21 protein-coding genes and 1 pseudogene are annotated in these 21,031 nt (G+C 66.8%); 10 read left to right on the top strand and 12 right to left on the bottom strand.

All coding sequences use genetic code 11. From position 1 onward, the window contains the following. The 5 genes and pseudogenes from Q0Q36_RS20040 to Q0Q36_RS20020 form a co-directional block, all read right to left on the bottom strand. A pseudogene (locus Q0Q36_RS20040) lies at positions 1 to 181 on the bottom strand (polysaccharide deacetylase); the annotation flags it as partial. 11 nt (positions 182 to 192) lie between these two features. Continuing rightward, complete coding sequence (locus tag Q0Q36_RS20035) at positions 193 to 1,905, bottom strand: ABC transporter ATP-binding protein (protein ID WP_293800761.1); 1,713 nt, start codon at positions 1,903 to 1,905, stop codon at positions 193 to 195. Continuing rightward, positions 1,902 to 2,780, bottom strand: coding sequence for an ABC transporter permease (locus tag Q0Q36_RS20030; RefSeq protein ID WP_293800759.1), 879 nt, complete (start codon positions 2,778 to 2,780; stop codon positions 1,902 to 1,904). The genes Q0Q36_RS20035 and Q0Q36_RS20030 overlap by 4 nt, the downstream gene beginning before the upstream one ends. Further along, positions 2,777 to 3,751, bottom strand: a complete 975-nt coding sequence (locus Q0Q36_RS20025; RefSeq protein WP_293800757.1) for an ABC transporter permease — start codon at positions 3,749 to 3,751, stop codon at positions 2,777 to 2,779. The genes Q0Q36_RS20030 and Q0Q36_RS20025 overlap by 4 nt, the downstream gene beginning before the upstream one ends. A gap of 22 nt (positions 3,752 to 3,773) precedes the next feature. After that, complete coding sequence (locus Q0Q36_RS20020) at positions 3,774 to 4,475, bottom strand: creatininase family protein (RefSeq protein ID WP_293800755.1); 702 nt, start codon at positions 4,473 to 4,475, stop codon at positions 3,774 to 3,776. Between the two features lie 139 nt (positions 4,476 to 4,614). Here Q0Q36_RS20020 and Q0Q36_RS20015 point away from each other — a divergent pair, with 139 nt between their 5' ends. From Q0Q36_RS20015 to Q0Q36_RS19995, 5 genes are all read left to right on the top strand, one after another. Next, a complete protein-coding gene (locus Q0Q36_RS20015; protein WP_293800753.1) occupies positions 4,615 to 5,151 on the top strand; it encodes a MarR family winged helix-turn-helix transcriptional regulator in 537 nt (178 codons plus the stop codon). 32 nt (positions 5,152 to 5,183) lie between these two features. After that, entirely contained in the window at positions 5,184 to 6,776 is a 1,593-nt protein-coding gene (locus tag Q0Q36_RS20010; RefSeq protein ID WP_293800751.1) for an ABC transporter substrate-binding protein, read from the top strand. Between the two features lie 77 nt (positions 6,777 to 6,853). After that, positions 6,854 to 7,801 (top strand): isoaspartyl peptidase/L-asparaginase family protein, encoded by a 948-nt coding sequence (locus Q0Q36_RS20005; protein WP_293800749.1) that lies wholly within the window; start codon positions 6,854 to 6,856, stop codon positions 7,799 to 7,801. Beyond that, entirely contained in the window at positions 7,798 to 8,835 is a 1,038-nt protein-coding gene (locus Q0Q36_RS20000) for a ketopantoate reductase family protein (RefSeq protein WP_293800747.1), read from the top strand. Before Q0Q36_RS20005 ends, Q0Q36_RS20000 begins: the two co-directional genes overlap by 4 nt. Further along, positions 8,808 to 9,563, top strand: coding sequence for an SDR family NAD(P)-dependent oxidoreductase (locus tag Q0Q36_RS19995; RefSeq protein ID WP_293800745.1), 756 nt, complete (start codon positions 8,808 to 8,810; stop codon positions 9,561 to 9,563). Before Q0Q36_RS20000 ends, Q0Q36_RS19995 begins: the two co-directional genes overlap by 28 nt. A gap of 392 nt (positions 9,564 to 9,955) precedes the next feature. Here Q0Q36_RS19995 and Q0Q36_RS19990 read toward each other — a convergent pair whose 3' ends face one another. Genes Q0Q36_RS19990 through Q0Q36_RS19975 form a run of 4 tightly spaced genes read right to left on the bottom strand, consistent with a single transcriptional unit; the run spans position 9,956 to position 11,892 of the window. Then, a complete protein-coding gene (locus Q0Q36_RS19990) occupies positions 9,956 to 10,390 on the bottom strand; it encodes a VOC family protein (protein ID WP_293800743.1) in 435 nt (144 codons plus the stop codon). A gap of 31 nt (positions 10,391 to 10,421) precedes the next feature. Further along, positions 10,422 to 10,904 (bottom strand): DUF1579 domain-containing protein, encoded by a 483-nt coding sequence (locus Q0Q36_RS19985; RefSeq protein ID WP_293800741.1) that lies wholly within the window; start codon positions 10,902 to 10,904, stop codon positions 10,422 to 10,424. A gap of 54 nt (positions 10,905 to 10,958) precedes the next feature. Then, entirely contained in the window at positions 10,959 to 11,504 is a 546-nt protein-coding gene (locus Q0Q36_RS19980; protein ID WP_293800739.1) for an SRPBCC family protein, read from the bottom strand. A gap of 40 nt (positions 11,505 to 11,544) precedes the next feature. Further along, positions 11,545 to 11,892 carry a helix-turn-helix transcriptional regulator gene (locus tag Q0Q36_RS19975; RefSeq protein WP_293800737.1) on the bottom strand — a complete coding sequence of 116 codons (348 nt, stop codon included), beginning with the start codon at positions 11,890 to 11,892 and terminating at the stop codon, positions 11,545 to 11,547. A gap of 156 nt (positions 11,893 to 12,048) precedes the next feature. Here Q0Q36_RS19975 and Q0Q36_RS19970 point away from each other — a divergent pair, with 156 nt between their 5' ends. Further along, a complete protein-coding gene (locus Q0Q36_RS19970; RefSeq protein ID WP_293800735.1) occupies positions 12,049 to 13,503 on the top strand; it encodes an AMP nucleosidase in 1,455 nt (484 codons plus the stop codon). 7 nt (positions 13,504 to 13,510) lie between these two features. Here the strand turns inward: Q0Q36_RS19970 and ubiB are convergent, their stop codons facing one another. Together ubiB and ubiE are read right to left on the bottom strand one after the other, a co-directional pair. Continuing rightward, positions 13,511 to 15,067, bottom strand: a complete 1,557-nt coding sequence (gene ubiB / locus Q0Q36_RS19965; protein ID WP_293800767.1) for a 2-polyprenylphenol 6-hydroxylase — start codon at positions 15,065 to 15,067, stop codon at positions 13,511 to 13,513. Between the two features lie 133 nt (positions 15,068 to 15,200). Beyond that, positions 15,201 to 15,962, bottom strand: coding sequence for a bifunctional demethylmenaquinone methyltransferase/2-methoxy-6-polyprenyl-1,4-benzoquinol methylase UbiE (gene ubiE / locus Q0Q36_RS19960; protein ID WP_293800734.1), 762 nt, complete (start codon positions 15,960 to 15,962; stop codon positions 15,201 to 15,203). 114 nt (positions 15,963 to 16,076) lie between these two features. Here ubiE and mutM point away from each other — a divergent pair, with 114 nt between their 5' ends. Continuing rightward, entirely contained in the window at positions 16,077 to 16,973 is an 897-nt protein-coding gene (gene mutM, locus Q0Q36_RS19955) for a bifunctional DNA-formamidopyrimidine glycosylase/DNA-(apurinic or apyrimidinic site) lyase (protein ID WP_293800732.1), read from the top strand. Between the two features lie 76 nt (positions 16,974 to 17,049). Here mutM and Q0Q36_RS19950 read toward each other — a convergent pair whose 3' ends face one another. Further along, complete coding sequence (locus tag Q0Q36_RS19950; protein ID WP_293800730.1) at positions 17,050 to 17,547, bottom strand: cytochrome c; 498 nt, start codon at positions 17,545 to 17,547, stop codon at positions 17,050 to 17,052. Between the two features lie 1,001 nt (positions 17,548 to 18,548). Between Q0Q36_RS19950 and Q0Q36_RS19945 the strand changes: the two genes are divergently transcribed. The 3 genes from Q0Q36_RS19945 to rpsT all read left to right on the top strand — a co-directional run bounded on the left by Q0Q36_RS19945 (position 18,549) and on the right by rpsT (position 20,862). Next, positions 18,549 to 19,322, top strand: coding sequence for an enoyl-CoA hydratase (locus Q0Q36_RS19945; protein WP_293800728.1), 774 nt, complete (start codon positions 18,549 to 18,551; stop codon positions 19,320 to 19,322). Positions 19,323 to 19,430: 108 nt separating this feature from the next. Beyond that, positions 19,431 to 20,414 carry a threo-3-hydroxy-L-aspartate ammonia-lyase gene (locus Q0Q36_RS19940; RefSeq protein ID WP_293800726.1) on the top strand — a complete coding sequence of 328 codons (984 nt, stop codon included), beginning with the start codon at positions 19,431 to 19,433 and terminating at the stop codon, positions 20,412 to 20,414. A gap of 181 nt (positions 20,415 to 20,595) precedes the next feature. Next, positions 20,596 to 20,862, top strand: a complete 267-nt coding sequence (gene rpsT / locus Q0Q36_RS19935) for a 30S ribosomal protein S20 (protein WP_047581773.1) — start codon at positions 20,596 to 20,598, stop codon at positions 20,860 to 20,862. Positions 20,863 to 21,031 lie beyond the last annotated feature (169 nt).

Here is a 21,031-nt window from a genome sequence, read left to right as displayed (position 1 = left end):
TGCCGCCGTCGCGCAATTCGTTGGTCTCGTGGTCGACGTCGAAGGAAAGCGCGACTGCGCAGCGCGCGCCGTTCTTCCATTTTGCCGGCTTCAGATTGCGGCCGGCGCGGACCTGATCGACCTTGCCGCGCCAGACCTCTTCCGGCCATTGCCAGGGCAGGAGTTCGTTGGAGTCAGTCATGGCGGCTCTCCTCAGGTCGTCACAGCACCCGGCAACACCGGCACGGCGGCGAGCAGGCGCTTGGTATAGTCGTGCTGCGGATGGTCGTAGACCTCACCCGCGGGGCCGCTCTCGACGATCCGGCCGCGATACATGATCGCGACGCGGTCGCAGAGATGGCGAACGACCGAAAGGTCGTGCGAGATGAAGATCAGCGTCAGGTCGAGTTCCTGCCGCAGGCGGATCAGCAGGTTGATGATCTGCGCCTGGATGGAGACGTCGAGCGAGGCGACCGGCTCGTCGCAGACGACGACGTCCGGCTGCATGGCGAGCGCTCGCGCGATGGCGACGCGCTGGCGCTGCCCCCCTGAGAACTGATGCGGGTAGCGATCCGCGAAATCGGGATTGAGCCCGACCGCCGCCAGCCATTGCCGGACGTAAGCCTTCGCCTGCGCGCGCTCGACGAGCCCATGCGTCAATGGCCCCTCGGCGATGCTGTCACCGACCGTCATGCGCGGGTTGAGCGAGGCGAAGGGGTCCTGGAAGATCGTCTGGACGCGCGTCGTGACCTTGTGCGGCTGCTCGCCCGCGCTCATCACCGGCGCACCATCGATACGGACGGAGCCGCTATCGGGGGCATAAATCCCGGCCGCGACGCGCCCGAGCGTCGATTTGCCGGAGCCGGATTCGCCGACAAGGCCGAGCGCCTCGCCGCGCTTCAGCACCAGCGTAACGTCATCGACTGCCTGCACCGCGGCCGGCGCCTTCGACAGGCCGGCCTTCTGGGCAAGCTTGCGGAACAGGCCCGGCGTCCCTGCGAAACGCTTCGCGACATGCTCGATGCGGACATAGTGCACGGCGTCCGCCACAGCAGGCGGCGCCTGTTTCGCGGCACGCGGCGGCGGCGCAACATCGGCCCCGACACCGCCAGCCAAGAGCTTGCCGGGCTCGGAGCGCGAGGGCAGCGCGTCGAGCAGAGCTTGCGTATACGGGTGCTGCGGGTGGGTCAGTACGTCGAGCGTCGGCCCGGCCTCGACGATCTTGCCGTGGCGCATGACGCAGACATGGTCGGCGAGCTCCGCGACGACGGCGAGGTCATGGCTGATCCAGATCAGCGCCGTGCCGAGCTCGGCGACCAGCTCCTTCATCTCCGCGAGAATCTCGGCCTGCACGGAGACGTCGAGCGCGGTGGTCGGCTCGTCGCAGATGATCAGCTTCGGCCGGTGCAGCAGGGCAATCGCGATAGCCACGCGCTGGCGCATGCCGCCGGAGAACTGGTGCGGATAGAAATCGACCTTGGCTTCCGCATCGGGAATGCGGACCTGCGCGAGGGCCGCAACCGCGCGGCGGCGCGCCTCGGCGCCCGAGACCGTTTCATGCGCTTCCAGGGCAAGCCTGATCTGCGTGCCGATGGTCAGCATCGGGTTCAGCGTCATCATCGGGTCCTGGAAGACCATCGAGATCTGCTTGCCGCGGACCTTGCGCAGTTCGGCGGGCGACAGGCCGGTGAGTTCGCGGCCCTCCAGCTTCACCGACGAGCCGGGCTCGACGCGGCCGGGCGGATCGATCAGCCCGATGATCGAGAAGCCGGTGATGCTCTTGCCCGAGCCGGATTCGCCGACGAGCCCCATGACCTCGCCGCGCTTCAGCGCGAAGGAGACGCCGTCGACCGCCTTCACCACGCCGGCACGAGCGTGGAAATGCGTGGCAAGGTCAGTGACGGCGAGGAGAGGCGCGTCGCTCATCGCTTCAGCCTCGGATTGACCTGATCGCGAATGCGGTCGCCGACGAGGTTGATCGCGACGATCAGCACGATGAGCGCGATGCCCGGATAGATCGAGATCCAGTAGCGACCCGAGAGCATGTACTGGAAGCCGTTGGCGATCAGCATGCCGAGCGAGGGCTCGGTCACCGGCAGGCCGACGCCGAGGAAGGAGAGCGTCGCCTCCAGCGCGATGGCATTCGCCACCTGCACGGTCGCGACCACGATCAGGGGCGGCAGGCAGTTCGGGAAGATATGGCGCAGGACGACGCGCCAGCCCGGCAGCGGCGTCGAGAGCACGGCCTCGACATAGTCCTTCCCGCGCTCGGCCGAGGCAGCGCCATGGGCGGTGCGAGCGAAGTAGGCATATTGGGCAGCAGCAAGCGCCGCGATGAGCTGCATCTTGCCCTGACCGAGCAGAGCGGAGAGCACCAGCGCCAGCAGGATCGCGGGGAAGGCAAGCTGCAGGTCGATGACGCGCATGATGAAGGCTTCGCGGCGCCCGCCGGCATAGGCCGCGCCGATGCCGAGCGAAACGCCCAGCGTGAAGGCGATGGCACCCGCCACAAGTCCCATCTGCAAGGAGATGCGGAGGCCGTAGAGGATGGCCGAGAGCAGGTCGCGCCCCTGCGCATCGGTGCCGAGCCAATGCGTATAGCCGCCCTCGCCGACATAGCCGGGCGGGCGACGCGCATCGGAAAGCGAGAGATTGGCGAGGTCGTAAGGGTTCTGCGGCGCGACGAGCGGCGCCAGCAGGGCGATGCCGATCATCAGGACGACGACGGCGAGCGCGATGACCGCCGTCCTGCTCTCGCGGAATTCGGCCCAGAAGCGGGCTACGGGAGAGGCGTCGGTCATCGCGCGCCTCCCTTCCTGAGCCGCGGATCGAGCCCGACATAGGCGAGATCGACGAGGAAGTTGATGGTGATGAAGACAAAGGCGACGAGCATCAGGTAGGCGACCATCACCGGCCGGTCGAGCGACTGGATGGAGTCGATGATCAGCTTGCCGATGCCGGGCCAGGAGAAGATCGTCTCCGTGACCACCGCGAAGGCGAGCGTCGAGCCGAATTCGAGGCCGAAGACGGTGACGAGCGGGATCGCGATCAAGCGCAGCACATGGCGGCGCAGAACGGTCCATTCGGAAAGGCCGGCGGCGCGGGCGAATTTCACGGTGTCCGACAGCATGGTCTCACGCGTGCCGGCGCGGGCGAGACGCGTCATCAGGGCGAGCTTGAAGAAGGCGAGGTTGAGCGCCGGCAGCAGCAGATGGCTCAGGCCGTTCAGTGTCAGGAAGCTCCATTCGACGCCGAAGACCGAGACCGTCTCGCCGCGCCCGCCGGCCGGCAGCCATTGCAGCTCCACGGCAAAGGCCATGATCAGCACGAGGCCAATCCAGAAGGTCGGCACGGAGAAGCCGAGGATCGAAACCGTCATGATCAGCTTGGAGGCGAAGCTGTCCGGTCTGTAGCCGGCATAGATTCCAGCGGGAATGCCGACCAGAGCCGCGCCGCAGACGGCGGCGAGCGTCAGTTCCAGCGTCGCCGGCAGCCGCGACAGGATCAGCTCCATCACCGGCATGCCGAAAACGAACGAGCGGCCGAAATCGCCATGCAGCACGCGGCCGAGGAAGGTCAGGTACTGTTCCCAGAGCGGCCGGTCGAGCCCGTAATGGGCGATGGTCTGGAGGCGCAGCTCCTGGCTGACATCGGGGCCGATCAGAACGTCGATCGGGTTGCCGATCGCGTAGACGCCGACGAAGACCAGCACCGACATGACGAGCATGACGACGAGCGCCTGCGCCAGCCGGACGACGACATGGCCTAGCATCGGTGGAGCTTTCGGCGCGGCCTCACGGCCAATTCTCCACCATCACGGCCCGCGTCTCCTCGACGCCGACCTGCCAGAGCCGAAGCATCTCCTCGTCGGGGCGCTGGTAGAGGCCGTGGAAGTTGCCATCGCCCAGAATCTCGCGGCGCTTCGCCGGGCTCGCGGCCTGGTATTCGGCCGCGTTGAAGGGCGGCTTCAGCGTATCGGGCATGGCGACGCCGGCAAGCCGCGTCCAGGGGAAATTTTCCATCCAGGAGGCGTGAGAAGCGGCGGGATCGACAGCCTTCACCGCCGCCTGGAATTGCGGCGCAGCCCACCAGTTGTGCAGGCGGATGCTGGCATCCGGGTGCTTGTCCAGCCACTCGGTCGCGAAATTCAGGGCCGGCGAATTGCCGCCATGGCCGTTGACGAGGACGATGCGACGGAAGCCCGAGCGGTAGAAGCCGTCGAAGATGTCGCCGAGCAGGGCGGCATAGGTGCTCATCTTCAAGGATATGCTGCCGGGGAAGTTCAGGAAACCCGGCGTCAGGCCATAGGCCAGGACCGGGAAGACGGGAATGCCGAGCGGCTCGGCCGCCTCCTGCGCCACGCGCTCGGAGAGGATCACGTCGGTCGCGAGGCTCAGATAGGCGTGCTGCTCGACGCTGCCGAGCGGCAGCACGCAGCGATCGTCCCGCTTCGCCTGAGCCTCGATCTGCATCCAGTTCAAATCGGCAACACGCACGGCGCGATCCTTGCTTCGCTTTCGCAAGCGGTAGACAATCCCTTCAGGCGGCGCGGACCGCCCAGTACAGACATCCTTGACTCCGGCGCCCGAGAGCGTCAAGTTCCATTTGGAACTAAATCGGTCGAGAGATTTTCCGATGCGGCGCGCTCCCACCTCTCCTTCCCGCATCGACCCGGAGCGCGAGGCCGCGCTTGCCGAGCTCGATCCGCTGACCGTGACCAAGCTCTGGGACAATCCCTGCTGGCTGTCCTTCCGGCTGAACTTCGTCGCCTTCCGCTTCAACGACCCGGTCTATCGCTGGATCGAGACACGCTACGGGCTCATGCGGCCCGAATTCGTCGCGCTCTATGCGGTGGGGCTCAAGGAGGGCGTCGCTGCCAAGAACATCGTCTCCTCCTCGGGCCTGCCGAAGAACACGCTCTCGCGCGCCGTGCAGAAGCTGCTGCAGCGGCGGCTGCTCAAGCGCGAGACCGATCCGGACGACCTGCGCAGCTACGTGCTCCATCTCACGCCCGCCGGACGCAAGATCTTCGACGAGACGATGGGGCCGATGGTCGAGCACCAGACGACGATGCTCGCCGGCCTCAGCGAGGACGAGCAGCGGCAGCTCTGCGCGCTGATGGACAAGCTCGTCATCGCCTCGCCCGCCTGGCCACACGAACTCCAGTCATAACCATAAAACCACGATAATCAGGGGATACCGTCATGAAACTTGCCCAAAGCTTCCGCCTTGCCGCCTTTGCCGCCCTGCTCGGCGCCACCGTCTCGACCGGTGCGCTCGCCCAGACGCTCACCATCGGCGTCCGCGCCGGCCCGGAATCGATCGATCCGCATTTCACCGCGACCGGCACCCATGCCGAGGCGCTGAAGCATGTCTTCGACACGCTGACGTGGTCCGGCGACAAGCTGCAGATCGAGCCGCGGCTGGCGCTGAGCTGGAAGACGCTGGAGCCGACGGTCTGGGAGTTCAAGCTGCGCCCCGGCGTCAAGTTCCATGACGGCTCGGACTTCACCGCCGAGGACGTGAAGTTCTCGATCGAGCGCATCCCGGTCGTGGCCGGCCCGAACCCGACGACGATCTATGTCCGGCGCGTCAAGGAGGTGAAGATCGTCGACCCGCTGACGGTGCATATCGTCACCGACGGGCCGGCGCCGAACCTGCCGAACGATTTCATCCGGCTGTTCATCGTCTCGCACAAGGCCGCCGCCGGCCTGACCAAGGACAATGCCAACGAGGCCTTCAATTCGGGCAAGGCCGCAATCGGCACCGGCCCCTACAAGTTCGTCTCCTGGACGCCGAAGGACCAGATGGTTCTCGACCGCTTCGACGGCTACTGGGGCGCGAAGGAGCCCTGGGCCAAGGTCGTGCGCAAGGAACTGCCGAACGACGCCGCACGCGTCGCCCAGCTCAAGGCGGGCCAGGTCGACATCATCGTGCGCGCGCCGGCCTCCGACGTGCCGACATTGAAGCGCGACGCCAAGCTCAACGTGACCACGATCGAGAGCGTCTATCTCTTCAACATGGAGCTCGACATGCGGGACAAGACCCCGCAGGTCACCGCCAAGGATGGCTCCGCGCTGCCGAAGAACCCGCTGCAGGACGTGCGGGTGCGCGAGGCGATCGACCTCGCGATCGACCGTCCGGCTTTGGCCGAGATCGCGATGGAAGGGCTCGGCTCGCCGGCCAACCAATTGGTGACGCCGACCATCGCCGGCTTCAACAAGAGCCTGCCGGCCCTCAAGCCCGACCTCGCCAAGGCCAAGAAGCTGATGGAGGAGGCCGGCTACCCGAACGGCTTCAAGATCACCTTCTCCTTCACCAATGACCGCCTGCCCGGCGACCGGCAGGTCGGCACCTCGATCGCGCAGATGTTGGCACGCATCGGCGTCGAGGTGAATGCCAATGCCCAGCCTGGCGCGGTGTTCTTCCCGGCCCGCCTGCGCGGCGATTTCTCGATGTCGATGTCGGGCTGGGGCACGCTGACGGGCGAGGCGAACTACACCTTGTCCTCGCTGGTGCATTCGAACGACCCGGCCAAGAAGCTCGGCGCCTTCAACATCCAGAACTATGCCAATCCGCAGGTCGACAAGCTGATCGAGGACGCCGGCATCGAGATGGACGAGGCCAAGCGCAACCAGATGCTGGCCGATGTCGCGACGATCGTCGCCAAGGACCGGCCGCGCCTGCCGATCACCGCCGTGGGCTCGGCCTGGGCGATGCAGAAGGACAAGGTGACGATCAGCCCGCGCGTCGACGAGGACACGCTGGCGATGGACATCAAGCCCGTCAAGAAGTAACGGGGCCGCCTTCGACGCCATGGCCGGCCTTAGGCCGGCCATGGCGGATCACGTTCAAGACCCGACAGGATACCGACATGACCCTCGCGCTTGCCATCCATGGCGGCTGCGGCACCTTGCCGAAGGCCGAGATGACGGAGGCCGAATGGGCCCAGGCCCGGTCCGACCTCGCCAGCGCACTGCGCGCCGGCTGGGCGATCCTGAGCAAGGGCGGCGCAGCGGTCGATGCCGTCGAGGCGGCCGTGCGGGTGATGGAAGATTCCCCGCATTTCAACGCCGGCCACGGCTCTGCCTTCAACACAGAGGGCGAGCATGAGCTCGACGCCTCGATCATGGACGGGGCGACGCTGGCCGCCGGCGCGATCTGCGGCGCCAAGCGCATCCGCAATCCGATTGTCGCCGCCAAGGCCCTGATGCTGCGCGGCGATCCGCTGCTGCTTGCCGGCCCAGCGGCAGACGATTTCGCTGAGCATGAGGGTGTCGACACCGTCGCAAACGAGCATTTCTCGACCGAGCGCCGGCGCAAGAACCTCGCCTCGATGAAGCTGCGCGAGATCGTCGGCACCGCCGCCGAGGCGAGCGAGGCCGAGAAGCACGGCACGGTCGGCGCCGTCGCCTGCGACGCGCAGGGGCATCTGGCCGCCGCGACCTCGACCGGCGGCTATACCAACAAGCCGGTCGGCCGCGTCGGCGATTCCCCGATCATCGGCGCCGGCACCTATGCCCGCGACGGGCGTTGCGCGGTCTCCGGCACCGGCAAGGGCGAGTATTTCATCCGCTACTGCGTCGGCCACGAGATCGCGTCGCTGATCGCCTATAAGGGGCTTTCGCTGGAAGCGGCGACGGATGCCGTCCTGGCCGAGCTCTCCGAGCACAAGATCGGCGCGGGCCTCGTCGCCGTGGGCGCCGATGGCGCGATCGTCGCGCCCTACAATACCGAGGGCATGTACCGGGGCTGGGTGACGGAGGATGGCCTCATCCATGTCGCCACGCACGGCCATGTGGAGCTGGCGGGACAGGCGTGAGCGAGCCCATCCTGATCTGGGGCGCCGGCGCGATCGGCGGTACGCTCGGCGCCTATTGGGCGCGGGCCGGTATTCCGGTCCTGCTCGTCGATATCGTGCCCGAGCATGTCGAGGCCTGCCGGACCAGGGGACTCGCCATTTCCGGTCCAGTCGAGGAATTCACGCAGGTCGTGCCCGCCGCGACGCCGGCCGAACTGACCGGGCGCTACAGCCGCATCGTGCTGGCCGTGAAGGCCGGTGCGACCGAGGCCGCGCTTGCCGCGCTGAAGCCACATCTGGCCGAGGATGGCTTCGTGCTCTCGGCTCAAAACGGCCTGAACGAGCTCGCCATCGCCCGGGCGGTCGGCGAGCGGAGCACGATAGGCTGCTTCGTCAATTTCGGTGCCGACTGGCTCGGGCCGGGCGAAATCCTCTACGGCAATCGCGGCGCGACGGTCGTCGGCGAGCTCGACGGATCGATCAGCGAGCGGGTCGTCGAGATGCACCGACTGATGCAGCTGTTCGAGCCGGACGCGATCCTGACCGACAACATTTTCGGCTATCTCTGGGGCAAGCTCGCCTATGGCGCGATGCTGTTCGGGACGGCGCTGACCGACGATTCGATGTCGGCGAATTTTGCGGACCCGGAACGATTGCCGGTCTGGCTCGCGCTCGGGCGCGAGGTCGGGGCGGTCGCGGCGAAGCGCGGCGTGACCTCGCTCGGCTTCGGCGATTTCGATCCGATGGTGTTCGCACCCGGCCGGCCGGAAGGCCCGCAGATCGAGACGATCCGCTGGCTCGCGCATTACACCTCACAGACCGCCAAGACCCATTCGGGCATCTGGCGCGATCTCGCGGTGCGCAAGCGCAAGACCGAGGTCGACCCGCAGATCGGGGTCATCGCCACGCTGGGCCGCGAGGTCGGCATCGCGACGCCTGCGATCGAGACGCTGGTCGCGCTGATCCACGACATCGAGGATGGCCGTCGTCCGATGGCCTTCGAGACGCTCAGGGTATTGATCGACCGATGCAGATCCGCTTCGACGGCCGCGTAGCTCTCGTCACCGGCGCGGCCCAGGGCATCGGGCGCGCGATCGCGGCCGCTTTGGCCGAGGCCGGCGCGCGCGTCCACCTCGCCGATATCGATGAGGCCGGTGTGCAGGCGACCGCGAAAGAGATCGGCGCGACAGGCCATGCGGCCGATCTCGGCTCGCCCGAAGCGGCACGGGCGCTGATCGGCGACATCGTGGCCGCCGATGGCAAGCTCGATCTTCTCGTTCACGCCGCCGGCGGCGTGCGCGGGCAGGTCGGCCGGGCGATCGAGGAGATTTCCGAGGATGACTGGCGGGTGATCTTCGCCGCCAATGTCGATGCCGCTTTTTTCCTGGCGCAGGCGGCGGCGCCCGTGATGAAGCAGGCCGGCTATGGGCGGATCGTGACGATCTCGTCGGGCGCGGGCCTGCGGCCGAGCCTCACCGGCATCCAGGCCTATGCCAGCGCCAAACATGCGCTGGTCGGGCTGACCAAGCAGCTCGCCTGGGAATTCGGCCCGCACGGCATCACGGTGAATTCGGTGGCGCCGGGCTTCGTGCGCTCCAATCCCGCGAGCGAGCGGCAATGGCAGAGCTATGGGCCGGAGGGACAGAAGAAGCTCGTCGAGAGCATCCATACCCGCCGGCTCGGCACGCCCGAGGACATCGCCAACGCCACGCTGTTCTTCCTCAGCGAGCAAGCCGGCTGGATCAGCGGGCAGGTGCTCTCGGTGGATGGCGGGCGGTCGTAGGGTGTGCGTGTGGCCGCCGGAGCCGCTGTTCTTCCGGTAAAAAAGCGCGTCATCCCGTGCGCGCTGCAGCATGTCCATGCTGCTGCGCAGACACGGGACCGTCCTCCGAAAAGGACGTCTTTTCTGCGCGCGCTCCAGAGAGGCGCCTTTTCCTGCAAACGGTCCCGTGTCTGCGCAGCGGCACTGCGCGCCGCAGCGCGCACGGGAAGACAGCGGCGGTAAGGCCGCCCGGTCGGCGCTGGCCCAGGGGCCTAGACCTCACCCCTGCCCCTCTCTCTGATTTCCGCTGTTGCCGAGATCAGCACTCACAGTGTCGAAGTCGGCAACAGCCGGCTTCAATGCAGGAAAGGGTTCCTCGAGCTTGCCGTCATTGGCGAGAGCCTTGAAAGCCGTCAGCCGCAGTTCATCTTGTCGGCCGGCATCTCGGCGCCGACCATCCAGCTCGTGCCGAAGCGGTCGACCAGCATGCCGAAGCGCGGCGACCAGAAGGTCTCGGCCATCGGCATGGTGACCTTGGCTCCGCCCTCGGACAGGCCGGCGAAGATGCGTTCCGCTTCTTCCGGGGTCGCCACACCGACGCTGACCGAGACCGAGCGCATCGGTCCATCAGAGCGATCCGGCGGCGCATCGGAGGCCATCAACATCTGGCCGTCGATCTCAAGGCAGGCATGCAGGATCTTGTCCCGCCATTCCGGCGCGACATGCTCCTCGGCCGGCGTGCCCTTGTGGTCCATCATGGCGAGCATCTTGCCGCCCAGCACTTTCTCGTAATGCGTGAAGGCCTCGCGGCAATTGCCGTCGAACATCAGATAGGTCGACAGTTTCATCTCTTGTCCTCCTTGGTGCGACGGAAAGCGCTCAGCGCTTGCGGTGGTATTGGGCGGCCATGAACTCGGTCGACTGGCCGTCAGGGCCGAGGGCACGCGAGGTCAGAGTGCGGTGATCGGGCGACAGGAAGGTGATGACGTCCTGGTATTTCGCCATGGAGCCGTCGCCGGTCATGCTCGGTCCTTCGGTGTCGAGGACCAGCGACTTGCCATCGGCGGACAGCGCGCCGTCATAGATCCACATCATCGTCATGATCGAAGCGACGAAGCTGCCGACGAAGCGGCCCTTGGCCGGATCGAAGCCGAGCGTCATCAGGCTGGTGACCGGCTTGCCGTCCGGAGAATCGCCGTGCCCCTCGCCGAGGGTCCAGAGTCCGCCGAGCGAGCGCACGCTTTCGGTGCCCCTCGAGGTGGAGGGCGGCTGATCCGGCCCCATCGAGCAGTTCATCTCGGCGGTCCAGTCGCCGATCAGCTGGTGGAGCCACTCATGCTCCTTCTGCGGTTCGCCCATCATGGTTTCTCTCCTCCGGTTTTTCGTTCTCCGCGGAAATCAGGATTGCAGGTTGCTTCAGGCCGGGCGCTCGGCCGCGGCCTTCATCGCCTTGAGGCCACTTTCGAAATCGCCGCCGACCATGCGGTCCATGTCCATGAAGACATGCATGATCTTGCCGATGAACGGCGTCGGGCCGGTCATGATCCAGGTCACGTTCGTCTGCTGGCCCTGCGGCGTCAGCGCGAAGACGACGTCGTTATGCGCTTCGAAGGGCTTGAGGAAATCGAGCTTGAGCGCGAGCTTGCCCGGCGCCTGCGCCTCGGTGATGCGCATGCTGCCCTCGCCGACATTCTTGTCGCCGGCCCAGGCATAGGTCGCGCCGACGCCCGTCTCGGGGCCGCCATAGGTGCGCTTCATCGCCGGGTCCTTCTTCTCCCAGGGCGACCAGGCGCTCCAGGCCCTGAAATCGGCAATCAGCGGGTAGATGCGCTCCGGCGCGGCATCGATCTTGATGGAGCGCGTGACCTGGAAGGTATCGGGCTTGCCGGCGGCCAGGATCAGCACGACGACGATGCCGACCGCGAGGATAGCGAGAAGGCCGAGAAGAACGGTCTTGATCATGGAAACACCTGAAAAATGAGTTGAAGCGATGATTATGAGCTCAAACGCCCGGTTTATCGGGTGGTCTCGCCTTGATCGCGCGGAGCATCTCGTCCAGCCGCCCCAGGCTCTGGTCCCAGAAACGGCTGTAATGCTCCAGCCATTGCGAGACGTCCTGCAGCGGGCCGGGGTCGAGCCGGCAGGGCCGCCACTGGGCTTCCTTTCCCCGCGTGATCAGCCCGGCGCGCTCAAGCACCTTCAGGTGCTTGGAGACCGCGGGAAGGCTCATCGCGAAGGGCTCGGCCAGTTCCTTCACCGAACTCTCGCCTTGCGACAGCCGGGCCAGGATGGCGCGGCGCGTCGGGTCGGCAAGGGCTGCGAATGTCAGGCTGAGCGGGTCCGTCGACATTGTATGAAACCGATCAGTTAATTAACTAATCGGTTTACTAATCGCATCCCTCCTGCCTGTCAACCAGGCTCCGCCGCAAGCTCGCGCGAGCCGCCGCCGGTTGTTGTCAGGAGCAGCGCCCCACGGCTAGAATCGAGCGGGATACGAGGAGGGTTCATGAGCTTCGAGACCGCAGCGACACCGGAAGCCGCCGTGGACCGGCTCGAACGGCTCTATGACGAGGCGCGCTCGGCCCTGCGCGGCGACCTGCAGCGCTTCTTCGACACCGGCGAGGCGCCCACGCCCGATGACCGGGAGCGCTATCGCTACCCGATGCTGCGCGTCACCTACGAACCCTCGAAGCTGCCGGCGGCGACGCGGCGCGGCTATGCGAAATTCGCGGTGCCCGGTATCTATTCGACCACGGTGACGCAACCCGCCGAGTTCCGCGCCTATCTGCTCGACCAGCTCAAGCCTCTGGTCGCCGAGTACGGCGCGACGATCGAGACGGGCGTCAGCACGCAGGAGATCCCCTACCCCTACGCGCTCGAAGGCGGCGACGAATTGGGGCGCGGCAAGATCACCGCCGCCGAGCTCGCACGGTATTTCCCCACTCCGCTGCTCGCACTGGTCGGCGACGAGATCGCGGATGGCAGCTATGAGCTGATCGAAGGCGAGCCGCGCCCGCTCTCGCTCTTCGACGCCGTCCGTGTCGATTATTCGCTCCGGCGGCTGGTGCATTACACCGGCACCGACTGGCGGGCGGTGCAGCCCTGGGTGCTGCTGACCAACTATCACCGCTATGTCGACCAGTTCGTGCGGCTCGGCCTTGCCGAGATCGAGGCCGGCACAGCCGAGGCGCTGGTCGCGCCGGGCGGCATCCGCATCGACAAGGAGGGCATCGACGTTTCCGCCGCCGAGCGGGTGATGTCGGCGCCCTGGCACCGCTTCCAGATGCCGGCCTATCATCTGATCCGGAAGGGCGGCGAGGGCGTGACCCTGGTCAATATCGGCGTCGGCCCGTCGAATGCGAAGAACATCACCGACCATCTCGCGGTGCTCCGGCCGAATTGCTGGCTGATGGTCGGCCATTGCGGCGGTCTGCGGCAGACCCAGATCATCGGCGACTACGTGCTCGCCCATGCCTATCTCCGGCAGGACCGCATTCTCGACGATCTCGTGCCGCCGGATATCCCGATCCCGGCGCTGGCCGAGGTGCAGGTCGCGCTCCAGCAGGCGGCCGCCGACATCACCGGCGAAAAGGGCGACCGGCTGAAGCAGCGCCTGCGCACCGGCACCGTCGTGACCCAGGACGACCGCAACTGGGAACTGCAATGGACCAAGGAGCGGCGGCGCATCAACCTGTCGCGCGCCATCGCGGTCGACATGGAATCCGGCACGATCGCGGCGCAAGGATACCGCCTGCGCGTGCCTTACGGCACCTTGCTCTGCGTTTCCGACAAGCCGCTGCATGGCGAGATCAAGCTGCCCGGCGCGGCGAACGCCTTCTACGAGCGCGCCGTCGGCGAGCACCTGCGCATCGGGCTCGACGCGCTGGAGAAGCTGAAGGTCACGGGCTCGGCGATCCATTCGCGCAAGCTCCGCAGCTTCGACGAGCCGCCATTCCGGTAAGCGCGGCTCAGCCGAAGACGCCGTAGGCCAAGAGCCCCGCGATCACCCAGAGCGCGATATTGCCCCAGCGGTTGCGCCGGGCTTCGGCCCGGCCGATCGCCTCGACGCTGCGCTCGTCGAGCGAGAAGCCGTGGCGCGAGGCGTCCTCGAGCTGGCCGAGCACGCGCTCTGCGCGGACGACCGTGTCAGGCAAGGTCGCGAGCGAGCCGAGCAGGGAGCGAGCGCCGCGCCCGGCTTCCTCCAGCCGGCCGATCGGCCCGAGATTATGGGTGATCCAGCCGCGCACGACCGGATCGGCCGTGCCCCACATGTCCAGATGCGGGTCGAGCGAACGGGCGACGCCCTCGACCACGACCATGGTCTTCTGGAGCATGACGAGCTCGGTGCGGGTCGCCATGTCGAACATGCCGGTGATCTCGAAGAGCAAAGTCAGGACCTTGGCCATCGAGATCTGGTCGGCGCGCTTGTCATGGATCGGCTCGCCGACGGCGCGGATCGCCTGGGCGAAATCCTCGACATCGTGATGGGCCGGGACGTAGCCCGCCTCGAAATGCACCTGCGCCACCCGGCGGTAATCGCGGGTGATGAAGCCGAGCAGGATCTCGGCGAGGAAGCGCCGCTCCTTCAGGCCGAGCCGGCCCATGATGCCGCCATCGACCGCGACGAGGCGCCCCTCGGCATCGACGAAGAGGTTTCCGGGATGCATGTCGGCATGGAAGAAGCCGTCGCGGATCGCATGCTTCAGGAAGGACTGGATGATGTTTCGGGCCAGTTCCGGCAGGTCGTGCCCGGCGGCGCGCAAGCCCTCGACATCGGAGAGACGCACGCCGTCGATCCATTCGTCGACCAGCATCTCGCGGGCGGTGAGCTGCCAGTCCGGCTCCGGCACACGGAAATCGGTATCGTCCTTGGTATTCTCCGCGAATTCGGAGAGGGCGGCGGCCTCCAGCCGCAGATCCATCTCCATCGCGACCGAGCGCGCCAGCGTCTCGACCACGCCGGTGAAGCGCAGGCGCCGTGCCTCGGCCGAGCGCTGCTCGGCCATCTCCGCTCCGAAGCGCATGGCCGCCAGATCGCGGTTGAAGCGGTCGCGGATGCCCGGCCGCAGGATCTTCACCGCGACCTCGCGGCCGTCCTTCAGCCGGGCGCGATGGACCTGGGCGATCGAGGCGGCGGCAACCGGCTCGCTGAACTCCGGGAACAGCGTCTCCAGCGGCACGCCATGGGCGGCTTCGACGATGGCGCGGGCCTCGGCCATCGGGAAGGCGGGCATCCGGTCCTGCAGGGCCGAGAGATCCTGCGCGATCTTCATGCCGACCACGTCAGGCCGCGTCGCCAGGAACTGGCCGAACTTCACATAGGACGGGCCCAGCCGGGTCATCGCCGCGGCAAGACGGGTCGCGGAAGAGCCGGCGCCGCGCCGCTCGATCAGCCGTCCGACGCGGATCAGCCCGCGCGCCAGCGGCGGCAGCACGGAGGGGTCGACCAGCGCCAGCGCCCCCTCGCGCGCCAGCACGAAGCCGACGCGCGCGCCGCGCAGCATGTGGAAGAAGGAGGAAATCATGCGGAAAACGCTGTCGTGGTGATGGGGCGCATCGTCATGCTCGGGCTTGTCCCGAGCGTCCACGCCTTCCCTTCATCCGCGTCGCAAGACGTGGATGGTCGCCACAAGGGCGACCATGACGGGAGGAGGCGCATCACAGCTTCCAGCCGGAATGCAGCGCCACGACGCCGCCGGTCATCGGCGTGAATTTCGCGCGGCGGAAGCCGGCATCCTCGATCATCCCCGCGAAAGCCTGCGGCTTCGGGAACTTGCGGATCGACTCGACGAGATACTGGTAGGGCTCGGCCTCGCCGGTGACCATGCGGCCCATCGGCGGGATGACCTTGAAGGAATAGGTCTCGTAGATCTTGTCGAGCAGGGGCACGTCGACATGGCTGAATTCGAGGCAGAAGAAGCGCCCGCCGCGCTTCAGCACGCGATAGGCCTCGGCCAAAGCCTTGTCGATCTGCGGCACGTTCCGGATGCCGAAGGCGATGGTGTAGCAGTCGAAATGATTGTCGGGCAGGCCGAGCGCCTCGGCATTGCCCTGGACGAAGCGGATGCGATCATCGTCCGGGAAGCGCTTGTCGGCACGCTCGCGCCCGACGCGCAGCATGTCGGCATTGATGTCGAGCACGGTGACGTCGGTCTGAGGGCCGCCGGCCTCCAGCACCGAAAAGGCGACATCGCCCGTGCCGCCGGCGACATCGAGATGGTGGAAGGGCCGGTCCCTGGCCGGGTTGATCGCGGTCAGGAGCGCGCTCTTCCAGGCGCGGTGCAGGCCGCCCGACATCAGGTCGTTCATCAGGTCGTAGCGGTTGGCGACCTTGTGGAAGACGTCGTCGACCTTGGCCTGCTTCTCGGCGAGCTTCACCGTCTCGAAGCCGAAATGGGTGGTGTCGGAAGCTGCTGTCACGGTCGGGCCGGCCTTGTGCAAATCTGTCTTGTATTCGCTTGTGCCGATCAATAGCCAAAGGCGGCGGGCTTGTCGCGGGCCCTCTCGACGCAGGCTTTACAAGAGAGTTCAGGGATGCCGGAGCTACCCGAGGTCGAAACCGTCCGCCGCGGGCTGGAGCCCGCCATGCTGGGCGAGCGCTTCCAGCGCGTCGAGCTGCGCCGGCCCGACCTGCGCTTTCCCCTGCCCGAGCGCTTCGCCGAGCGGCTGACCGGCCGGCGGATCAAGGCCCTGTCGCGGCGGGCGAAATACCTGATTGCCGATCTCGACGACGGCGCGGCGCTCGTCATGCATCTGGGCATGAGCGGTCGCTTCATCGTCGAGGCGCCCGGCACGCCGCCGACCGAGCCCGGCTCTTATTATAATGAGATCGGCCGACACCTGATCCACGACCATGTCGTGTTCGAGATGGGGACCGGCGCGCGCGTCACCTATAACGACGTGCGCCGCTTCGGCTTCATGGACCTCGTGCCGCGCGCCGAGCTCGCGACATCGAAGCATTTCGTCGGCATGGGCATCGAGCCGCTCGGCAATGAGCTTTCGGGCGAGACGCTGGCGAAGCTGTTCGCGGGCAAGTTCGCGCCCCTGAAGGCCGCGCTGCTCGACCAGCGGCTCGTGGCGGGTCTCGGCAATATCTATGTCTGCGAGGCTTTGTTCCGGGCCGGGCTCCACCCGGAGGCGGAAGCCGGGACGATCGCGACGCCGACAGGCCGCCCGCGCGAGAAGGCGCATGAACTCGCCCGCATCATCCGCGAGGTGCTGGAGGAGGCGGTCGCGGCCGGCGGCTCGACGCTGCGCGACTTCGCCCATGCCGACGGCTCGCTCGGCTATTTCCAGCATCGCTTCAAGGTCTATGACCGCGAGGGTGAGGTTTGCGTCACGCCGGGCTGCGGTCAGCTGGTGAAGCGGCTGGTGCAGTCGGGGCGCTCGACGTTTTATTGCGAGAGCTGCCAGAAGCGGGCCGTTCGCTAGCGGTCTGGTGCCCGCTTAGGGTCGAACCGATCGGCAGCTTCGATTTGAGATCATCGCGTTTTGGGGAGAGTTAAGCTCACGGCCCCTTCTCATAGGCGGCATATTGCTCCGCCGACATGCCCGGCAGCTTCTGCACGAAGGCGACGACGGCCCGCAATTCATCGTCGCTATGCGACTCCGCGAAGGACGGCATGCCGGTCATCCGGACACCGTTCTTGACGATCCAGAAAATCTCGGCGGCCTTCCAGCGCTGGATCGTGTCCGGCAGGAAGGGCGGCTCCGGATTGAGACCCTTGCCGATATCGACCGGGTCTTTCCCCGGGCCGCCATGGCAATAAACGCAGGTCTCGTTGTAAAGGCGAAAACCCTGGGCAATGTCCGTGGACGGTGCCGGCGCCGGCACATTGGCCGCCTGGCGAGCCACCGATTGGCGCATGGCGGTCTGCAGGAGGAAGAACACCGGAGCGCTGTGCGGCTCGCGGGCGGCGATCGTGACGAAGCCGCCGAAGACAACGGCGAGGCCGGCAATGGCCAGGACAACGAAGGCTGTGATGAAACCGGCGATGAATCGCATGGCGTCCTCCCGCGCGGGGTACGGCCCGGCTGTCACTTCGCCGCCGGGCCACCATGATGCTGGGGCCGCTCGATGCTAGCTGAATCAGAGAGGAGCGAATAGCGCCCAGCGGCTGGGACAGCTTCTGGTTGCCGGAATTTGTCCAGCGACGTGGCCCTTCAGTGCTTGGGACAGGTCGATTGCGCTCGTTGGCCGGAGAACCGGAGGGACGCCCAAACGCGGACGGCCTCAATGGCGGAATGGGCCGTTTTTGACCGGTTAGCGGCTCGCCGCAAATGTCGCAGTTGGTCGAAAGCAGACACTGCCCGAAACTAATCCCCGCCTCTCAAAACCGCCCCTATCCTCGGCCCACCTCATCCCGAGGGGCGGCCATCCGGAGGCATGCTGCATGGCGGGGCGGGGGCGGCGCCCTGCGGCCGGGTTTGCACCCCGGACTCGGGAGGCTGCGGGAACCGCCCTGGGGATAATACGGTCCCTGCGCGAGGAGCCTCGCTAGGAGAGGCAGCGCGGCGGTTGTGAGGCGGCAGGCGTGTGACAACCCGTTGAGGGAAGCTGGCACGCCATGTCCGTCCGCGATCGACGCTCCGCCCAACGGAAGCGCGGCCCGCAGTTTTCAAGAACGCCGGCAAGCGGAGCGCCACGGGGCGTGCGGAGGGTGGCTCAATCCTTCCGCGCCGCATCCTGGCTCAACGGAAGCGGCTTTATAGACACCGCGCCTCGCGGCGCTCCGCTGCCCCTCGTCATCGACGAACGCCCGCGCGCGAGCCCGGGCGGGTGAAAATGCGTGCGCGGGAACCTCATCGTCATGCTCGCCCTTGTGGCGAGTATCCACGTCTTGGATACCGCACTGCTGGAAGGAAGACGTGGATGGTCGGGACAAGCCCGACCATGACGGCAAGCGCCGGGGAGACCGCGCGAATGCGCGGATGCGTTGAACGCGCATGGACCGCCCCGCCACCGCCCGCTAAAGCTGCCATCACAGGAGCATCCGGGAGGCCGCCATGGCTTATGAGACCATTCTCGTCGAGACGAAGGGCAAGGTCGGGCTGATCACGCTCAACCGCCCGCAGGCGCTGAACGCGCTGAACGGCCAGCTCATCGGCGAGATCAACCAGGCGCTCGACGGTTTCGAGACGGATGACGGCATCGGCTGCGTGGTCCTCACCGGCTCCGAGAAGGCCTTCGCCGCCGGCGCCGACATCAAGGAGATGCAGAGCCGCACCTTCCCCGGCACCTATCTCGACGACAAGTTCGAGGACTGGGACCGGATCGGCCGGCGCCGCAAGCCGATCGTCGCTGCGGTCGCGGGCTTTGCGCTCGGTGGCGGCTGCGAGCTCGCCATGATGTGCGACTTCATCATCGCCGCCGACAATGCCCGGTTCGGCCAGCCCGAGATCAATCTCGGCGTCATCCCCGGCGCCGGCGGCACGCAGCGCCTGACCAAGGCGGTCGGCAAGGCCAAGGCGATGGACCTGATCCTCACCGGCCGGATGATGAATGCCGAGGAAGCCGAGCGTTCCGGCCTGGTCGCGCGCGTCGTGCCGCTGGCCGATCTCATGGCCGAGACGCTGAAGGCGGCCGAGGCGATCGCCGCGAAGTCGCTGCCCTCCGTGCTGATGGCGAAGGAATCGGTCGAGCGCGCCTTCGAGGTAACCCTTCAGGAGGGGTTGCGCTTCGAGCGCCGCGTCTTCTCCTCGCTCTTCGCCACCGCCGACCAGAAGGAAGGCATGGCTGCCTTCGCGGAGAAGCGGAAGCCCGATTTCAAGAACGGCTGAGCGGCCGGTCCTCACCTGCCGCATGGCGGCGTGGAGCCGTGCCGCCTTGATGAAACGACGCTCCTGCTGGCAGATAGCCCTCGTCTTTCGCCAGCAGGATCTCCCGCGATGAACGCCCAGACCGGACCGTCCCTTCCGACCTATGCCGATGTCGAGGCTGCGGCCGGCAGGCTCAAGGGCATCGCCCATCACACCCCGGCGATGAGCTCCGCCACCGCCAACCGGCGGACGCAAGCCAGCCTCGTCTTCAAGCCCGAGAACCTCCAGCGCATGGGCGCCTTCAAGTTTCGCGGCGGCTACAACGCGATCGCCTCGCTTTCGCCCGAGCAGAAGAAGGCCGGCGTCGTCACCTATTCCTCCGGCAACCATGCCCAGGCCATCGCCTATGCCGGCCAGCTCCTGGGCGTGCCGACCACGATCATCATGCCGAACGACGCCCCGGCCGCGAAGGTCGCGGCGACCGAAGGGTATGGCGGGCAGGTCGTGCGCTATGACCGCTATAAGGAGAACAGGCTCGAGATCGGCAACAAGCTCTCCGCCGAGCGCGGGCTGACGATCATCCCGCCTTACGACCATCCTGACGTCATCGCCGGCCAGGGCACCGCGACCAAGGAACTGATCGAGGATGCCGGCCCGCTCGACATCCTGCTCGTGCCGCTCGGCGGCGGCGGGCTGCTTGCCGGCGCCTGCCTGACCGCCAGGGCGCTGAACCCGGGCTGCCGCATCTTCGGCGTCGAGCCGGAGGCCGGCAATGACGGCCAGCAATCGCTGCGCAAGGGCGAGATCGTCGCGATCGGAGTACCCAAGACGATTGCCGACGGCGCCCAGACCGCCTTCCTCGGCGACCTGACCTTCCCGATCATCCAGCGCGAGGTCGAGGATATCGTCACCGTCAGCGACGAGGCGCTGGTCGACGCGATGCGCTTCTTCGCCGAGCGGATGAAGCTCGTGGTCGAGCCGACCGGCTGCCTCGCGGCAGCCGCCGCCTTCACCGGCGCCGTGCCGGTCGAGGGCAAGCGCGTCGGCATCATGCTCTCGGGCGGCAATGTCGATTTGCCGAGCTTTGCGCGCTTTATCGCGCCCTCCGCGTGAGATCGGCAGCATGAACGCGATTCCGGCGTTGACGTAGCGCCGGCAAGCGACTATAGCCCCACCACTCGCGGCGGCCCGCGCAAGCTCGGCCGCCGCGCACGTTTTTCCAGCAAGGATGCGGTCAGCCCCGCCGGCAATGACGCCAGGCGCCCGGCCGCGATGAAGAGACGAGGACGTTTCGATGGCCAATACGACGTCGGCCAAGAAGGCTACGCGCAAGATCGCCCGCCGCACCGAGGTCAACAAGGCGCGCCGTTCGCGGATGCGCACCTTCCTGCGCAAGGTCGAGGAGGCGATCGCCTCCGGGGACAAGGCGGTTGCCGCCGAGGCCCTGAAGGCCGCCCAGCCGGAAATCATGCGCGCTGCCCAGAAGGGCGTGGTTCACAAGAACACCGCCTCGCGCAAGGTCTCCCGCCTCGCTCATCGCATCGGCGCGCTGGCTTCCTGAGCCTGAAATCACACCGTTTCGACGACCCGAAAGCCCGGCCGCAAGGCCGGGCTTTTTCGTTGGCTTCATGGCCTCTGTGGCGCCTCCGCCACAGACTCCGACGGAACAAAACAAAGCGGATTTCAAGCCATTTTCGTAGGCTTTCCACGGCCTTGCCGACTTGACTCTC

It is taken from the genome of uncultured Allobosea sp. (assembly GCF_945957345.1).
Classification (GTDB): Bacteria; Pseudomonadota; Alphaproteobacteria; order Rhizobiales; family Beijerinckiaceae; genus Allobosea.
This window is presented reverse-complemented; position numbering and strand designations above follow the sequence as displayed.

Bases quoted from the DNA above. Each gene is read 5' to 3' on its own strand.
- Q0Q36_RS20035 (WP_293800761.1), bottom strand. From the start codon at position 1,905: ATGAGCGACGCGCCTCTCCTCGCCGTCACTGACCTTGCCACGCATTTC.
- Q0Q36_RS20030 (WP_293800759.1), bottom strand. From the start codon at position 2,780: ATGACCGACGCCTCTCCCGTAGCCCGCTTCTGGGCCGAATTCCGCGAG.
- Q0Q36_RS20025 (WP_293800757.1), bottom strand. From the start codon at position 3,751: ATGCTAGGCCATGTCGTCGTCCGGCTGGCGCAGGCGCTCGTCGTCATG.
- Q0Q36_RS20015 (WP_293800753.1), top strand. From the start codon at position 4,615: ATGCGGCGCGCTCCCACCTCTCCTTCCCGCATCGACCCGGAGCGCGAG.
- Q0Q36_RS20010 (WP_293800751.1), top strand. From the start codon at position 5,184: ATGAAACTTGCCCAAAGCTTCCGCCTTGCCGCCTTTGCCGCCCTGCTC.
- Q0Q36_RS20005 (WP_293800749.1), top strand. From the start codon at position 6,854: ATGACCCTCGCGCTTGCCATCCATGGCGGCTGCGGCACCTTGCCGAAG.
- Q0Q36_RS19995 (WP_293800745.1), top strand. From the start codon at position 8,808: ATGCAGATCCGCTTCGACGGCCGCGTAGCTCTCGTCACCGGCGCGGCC.
- Q0Q36_RS19990 (WP_293800743.1), bottom strand. From the start codon at position 10,390: ATGAAACTGTCGACCTATCTGATGTTCGACGGCAATTGCCGCGAGGCC.
- Q0Q36_RS19985 (WP_293800741.1), bottom strand. From the start codon at position 10,904: ATGATGGGCGAACCGCAGAAGGAGCATGAGTGGCTCCACCAGCTGATC.
- Q0Q36_RS19980 (WP_293800739.1), bottom strand. From the start codon at position 11,504: ATGATCAAGACCGTTCTTCTCGGCCTTCTCGCTATCCTCGCGGTCGGC.
- Q0Q36_RS19975 (WP_293800737.1), bottom strand. From the start codon at position 11,892: ATGTCGACGGACCCGCTCAGCCTGACATTCGCAGCCCTTGCCGACCCG.
- Q0Q36_RS19970 (WP_293800735.1), top strand. From the start codon at position 12,049: ATGAGCTTCGAGACCGCAGCGACACCGGAAGCCGCCGTGGACCGGCTC.
- ubiB (WP_293800767.1), bottom strand. From the start codon at position 15,067: ATGATTTCCTCCTTCTTCCACATGCTGCGCGGCGCGCGCGTCGGCTTC.
- mutM (WP_293800732.1), top strand. From the start codon at position 16,077: ATGCCGGAGCTACCCGAGGTCGAAACCGTCCGCCGCGGGCTGGAGCCC.
- Q0Q36_RS19950 (WP_293800730.1), bottom strand. From the start codon at position 17,547: ATGCGATTCATCGCCGGTTTCATCACAGCCTTCGTTGTCCTGGCCATT.
- Q0Q36_RS19945 (WP_293800728.1), top strand. From the start codon at position 18,549: ATGGCTTATGAGACCATTCTCGTCGAGACGAAGGGCAAGGTCGGGCTG.
- Q0Q36_RS19940 (WP_293800726.1), top strand. From the start codon at position 19,431: ATGAACGCCCAGACCGGACCGTCCCTTCCGACCTATGCCGATGTCGAG.
- rpsT (WP_047581773.1), top strand. From the start codon at position 20,596: ATGGCCAATACGACGTCGGCCAAGAAGGCTACGCGCAAGATCGCCCGC.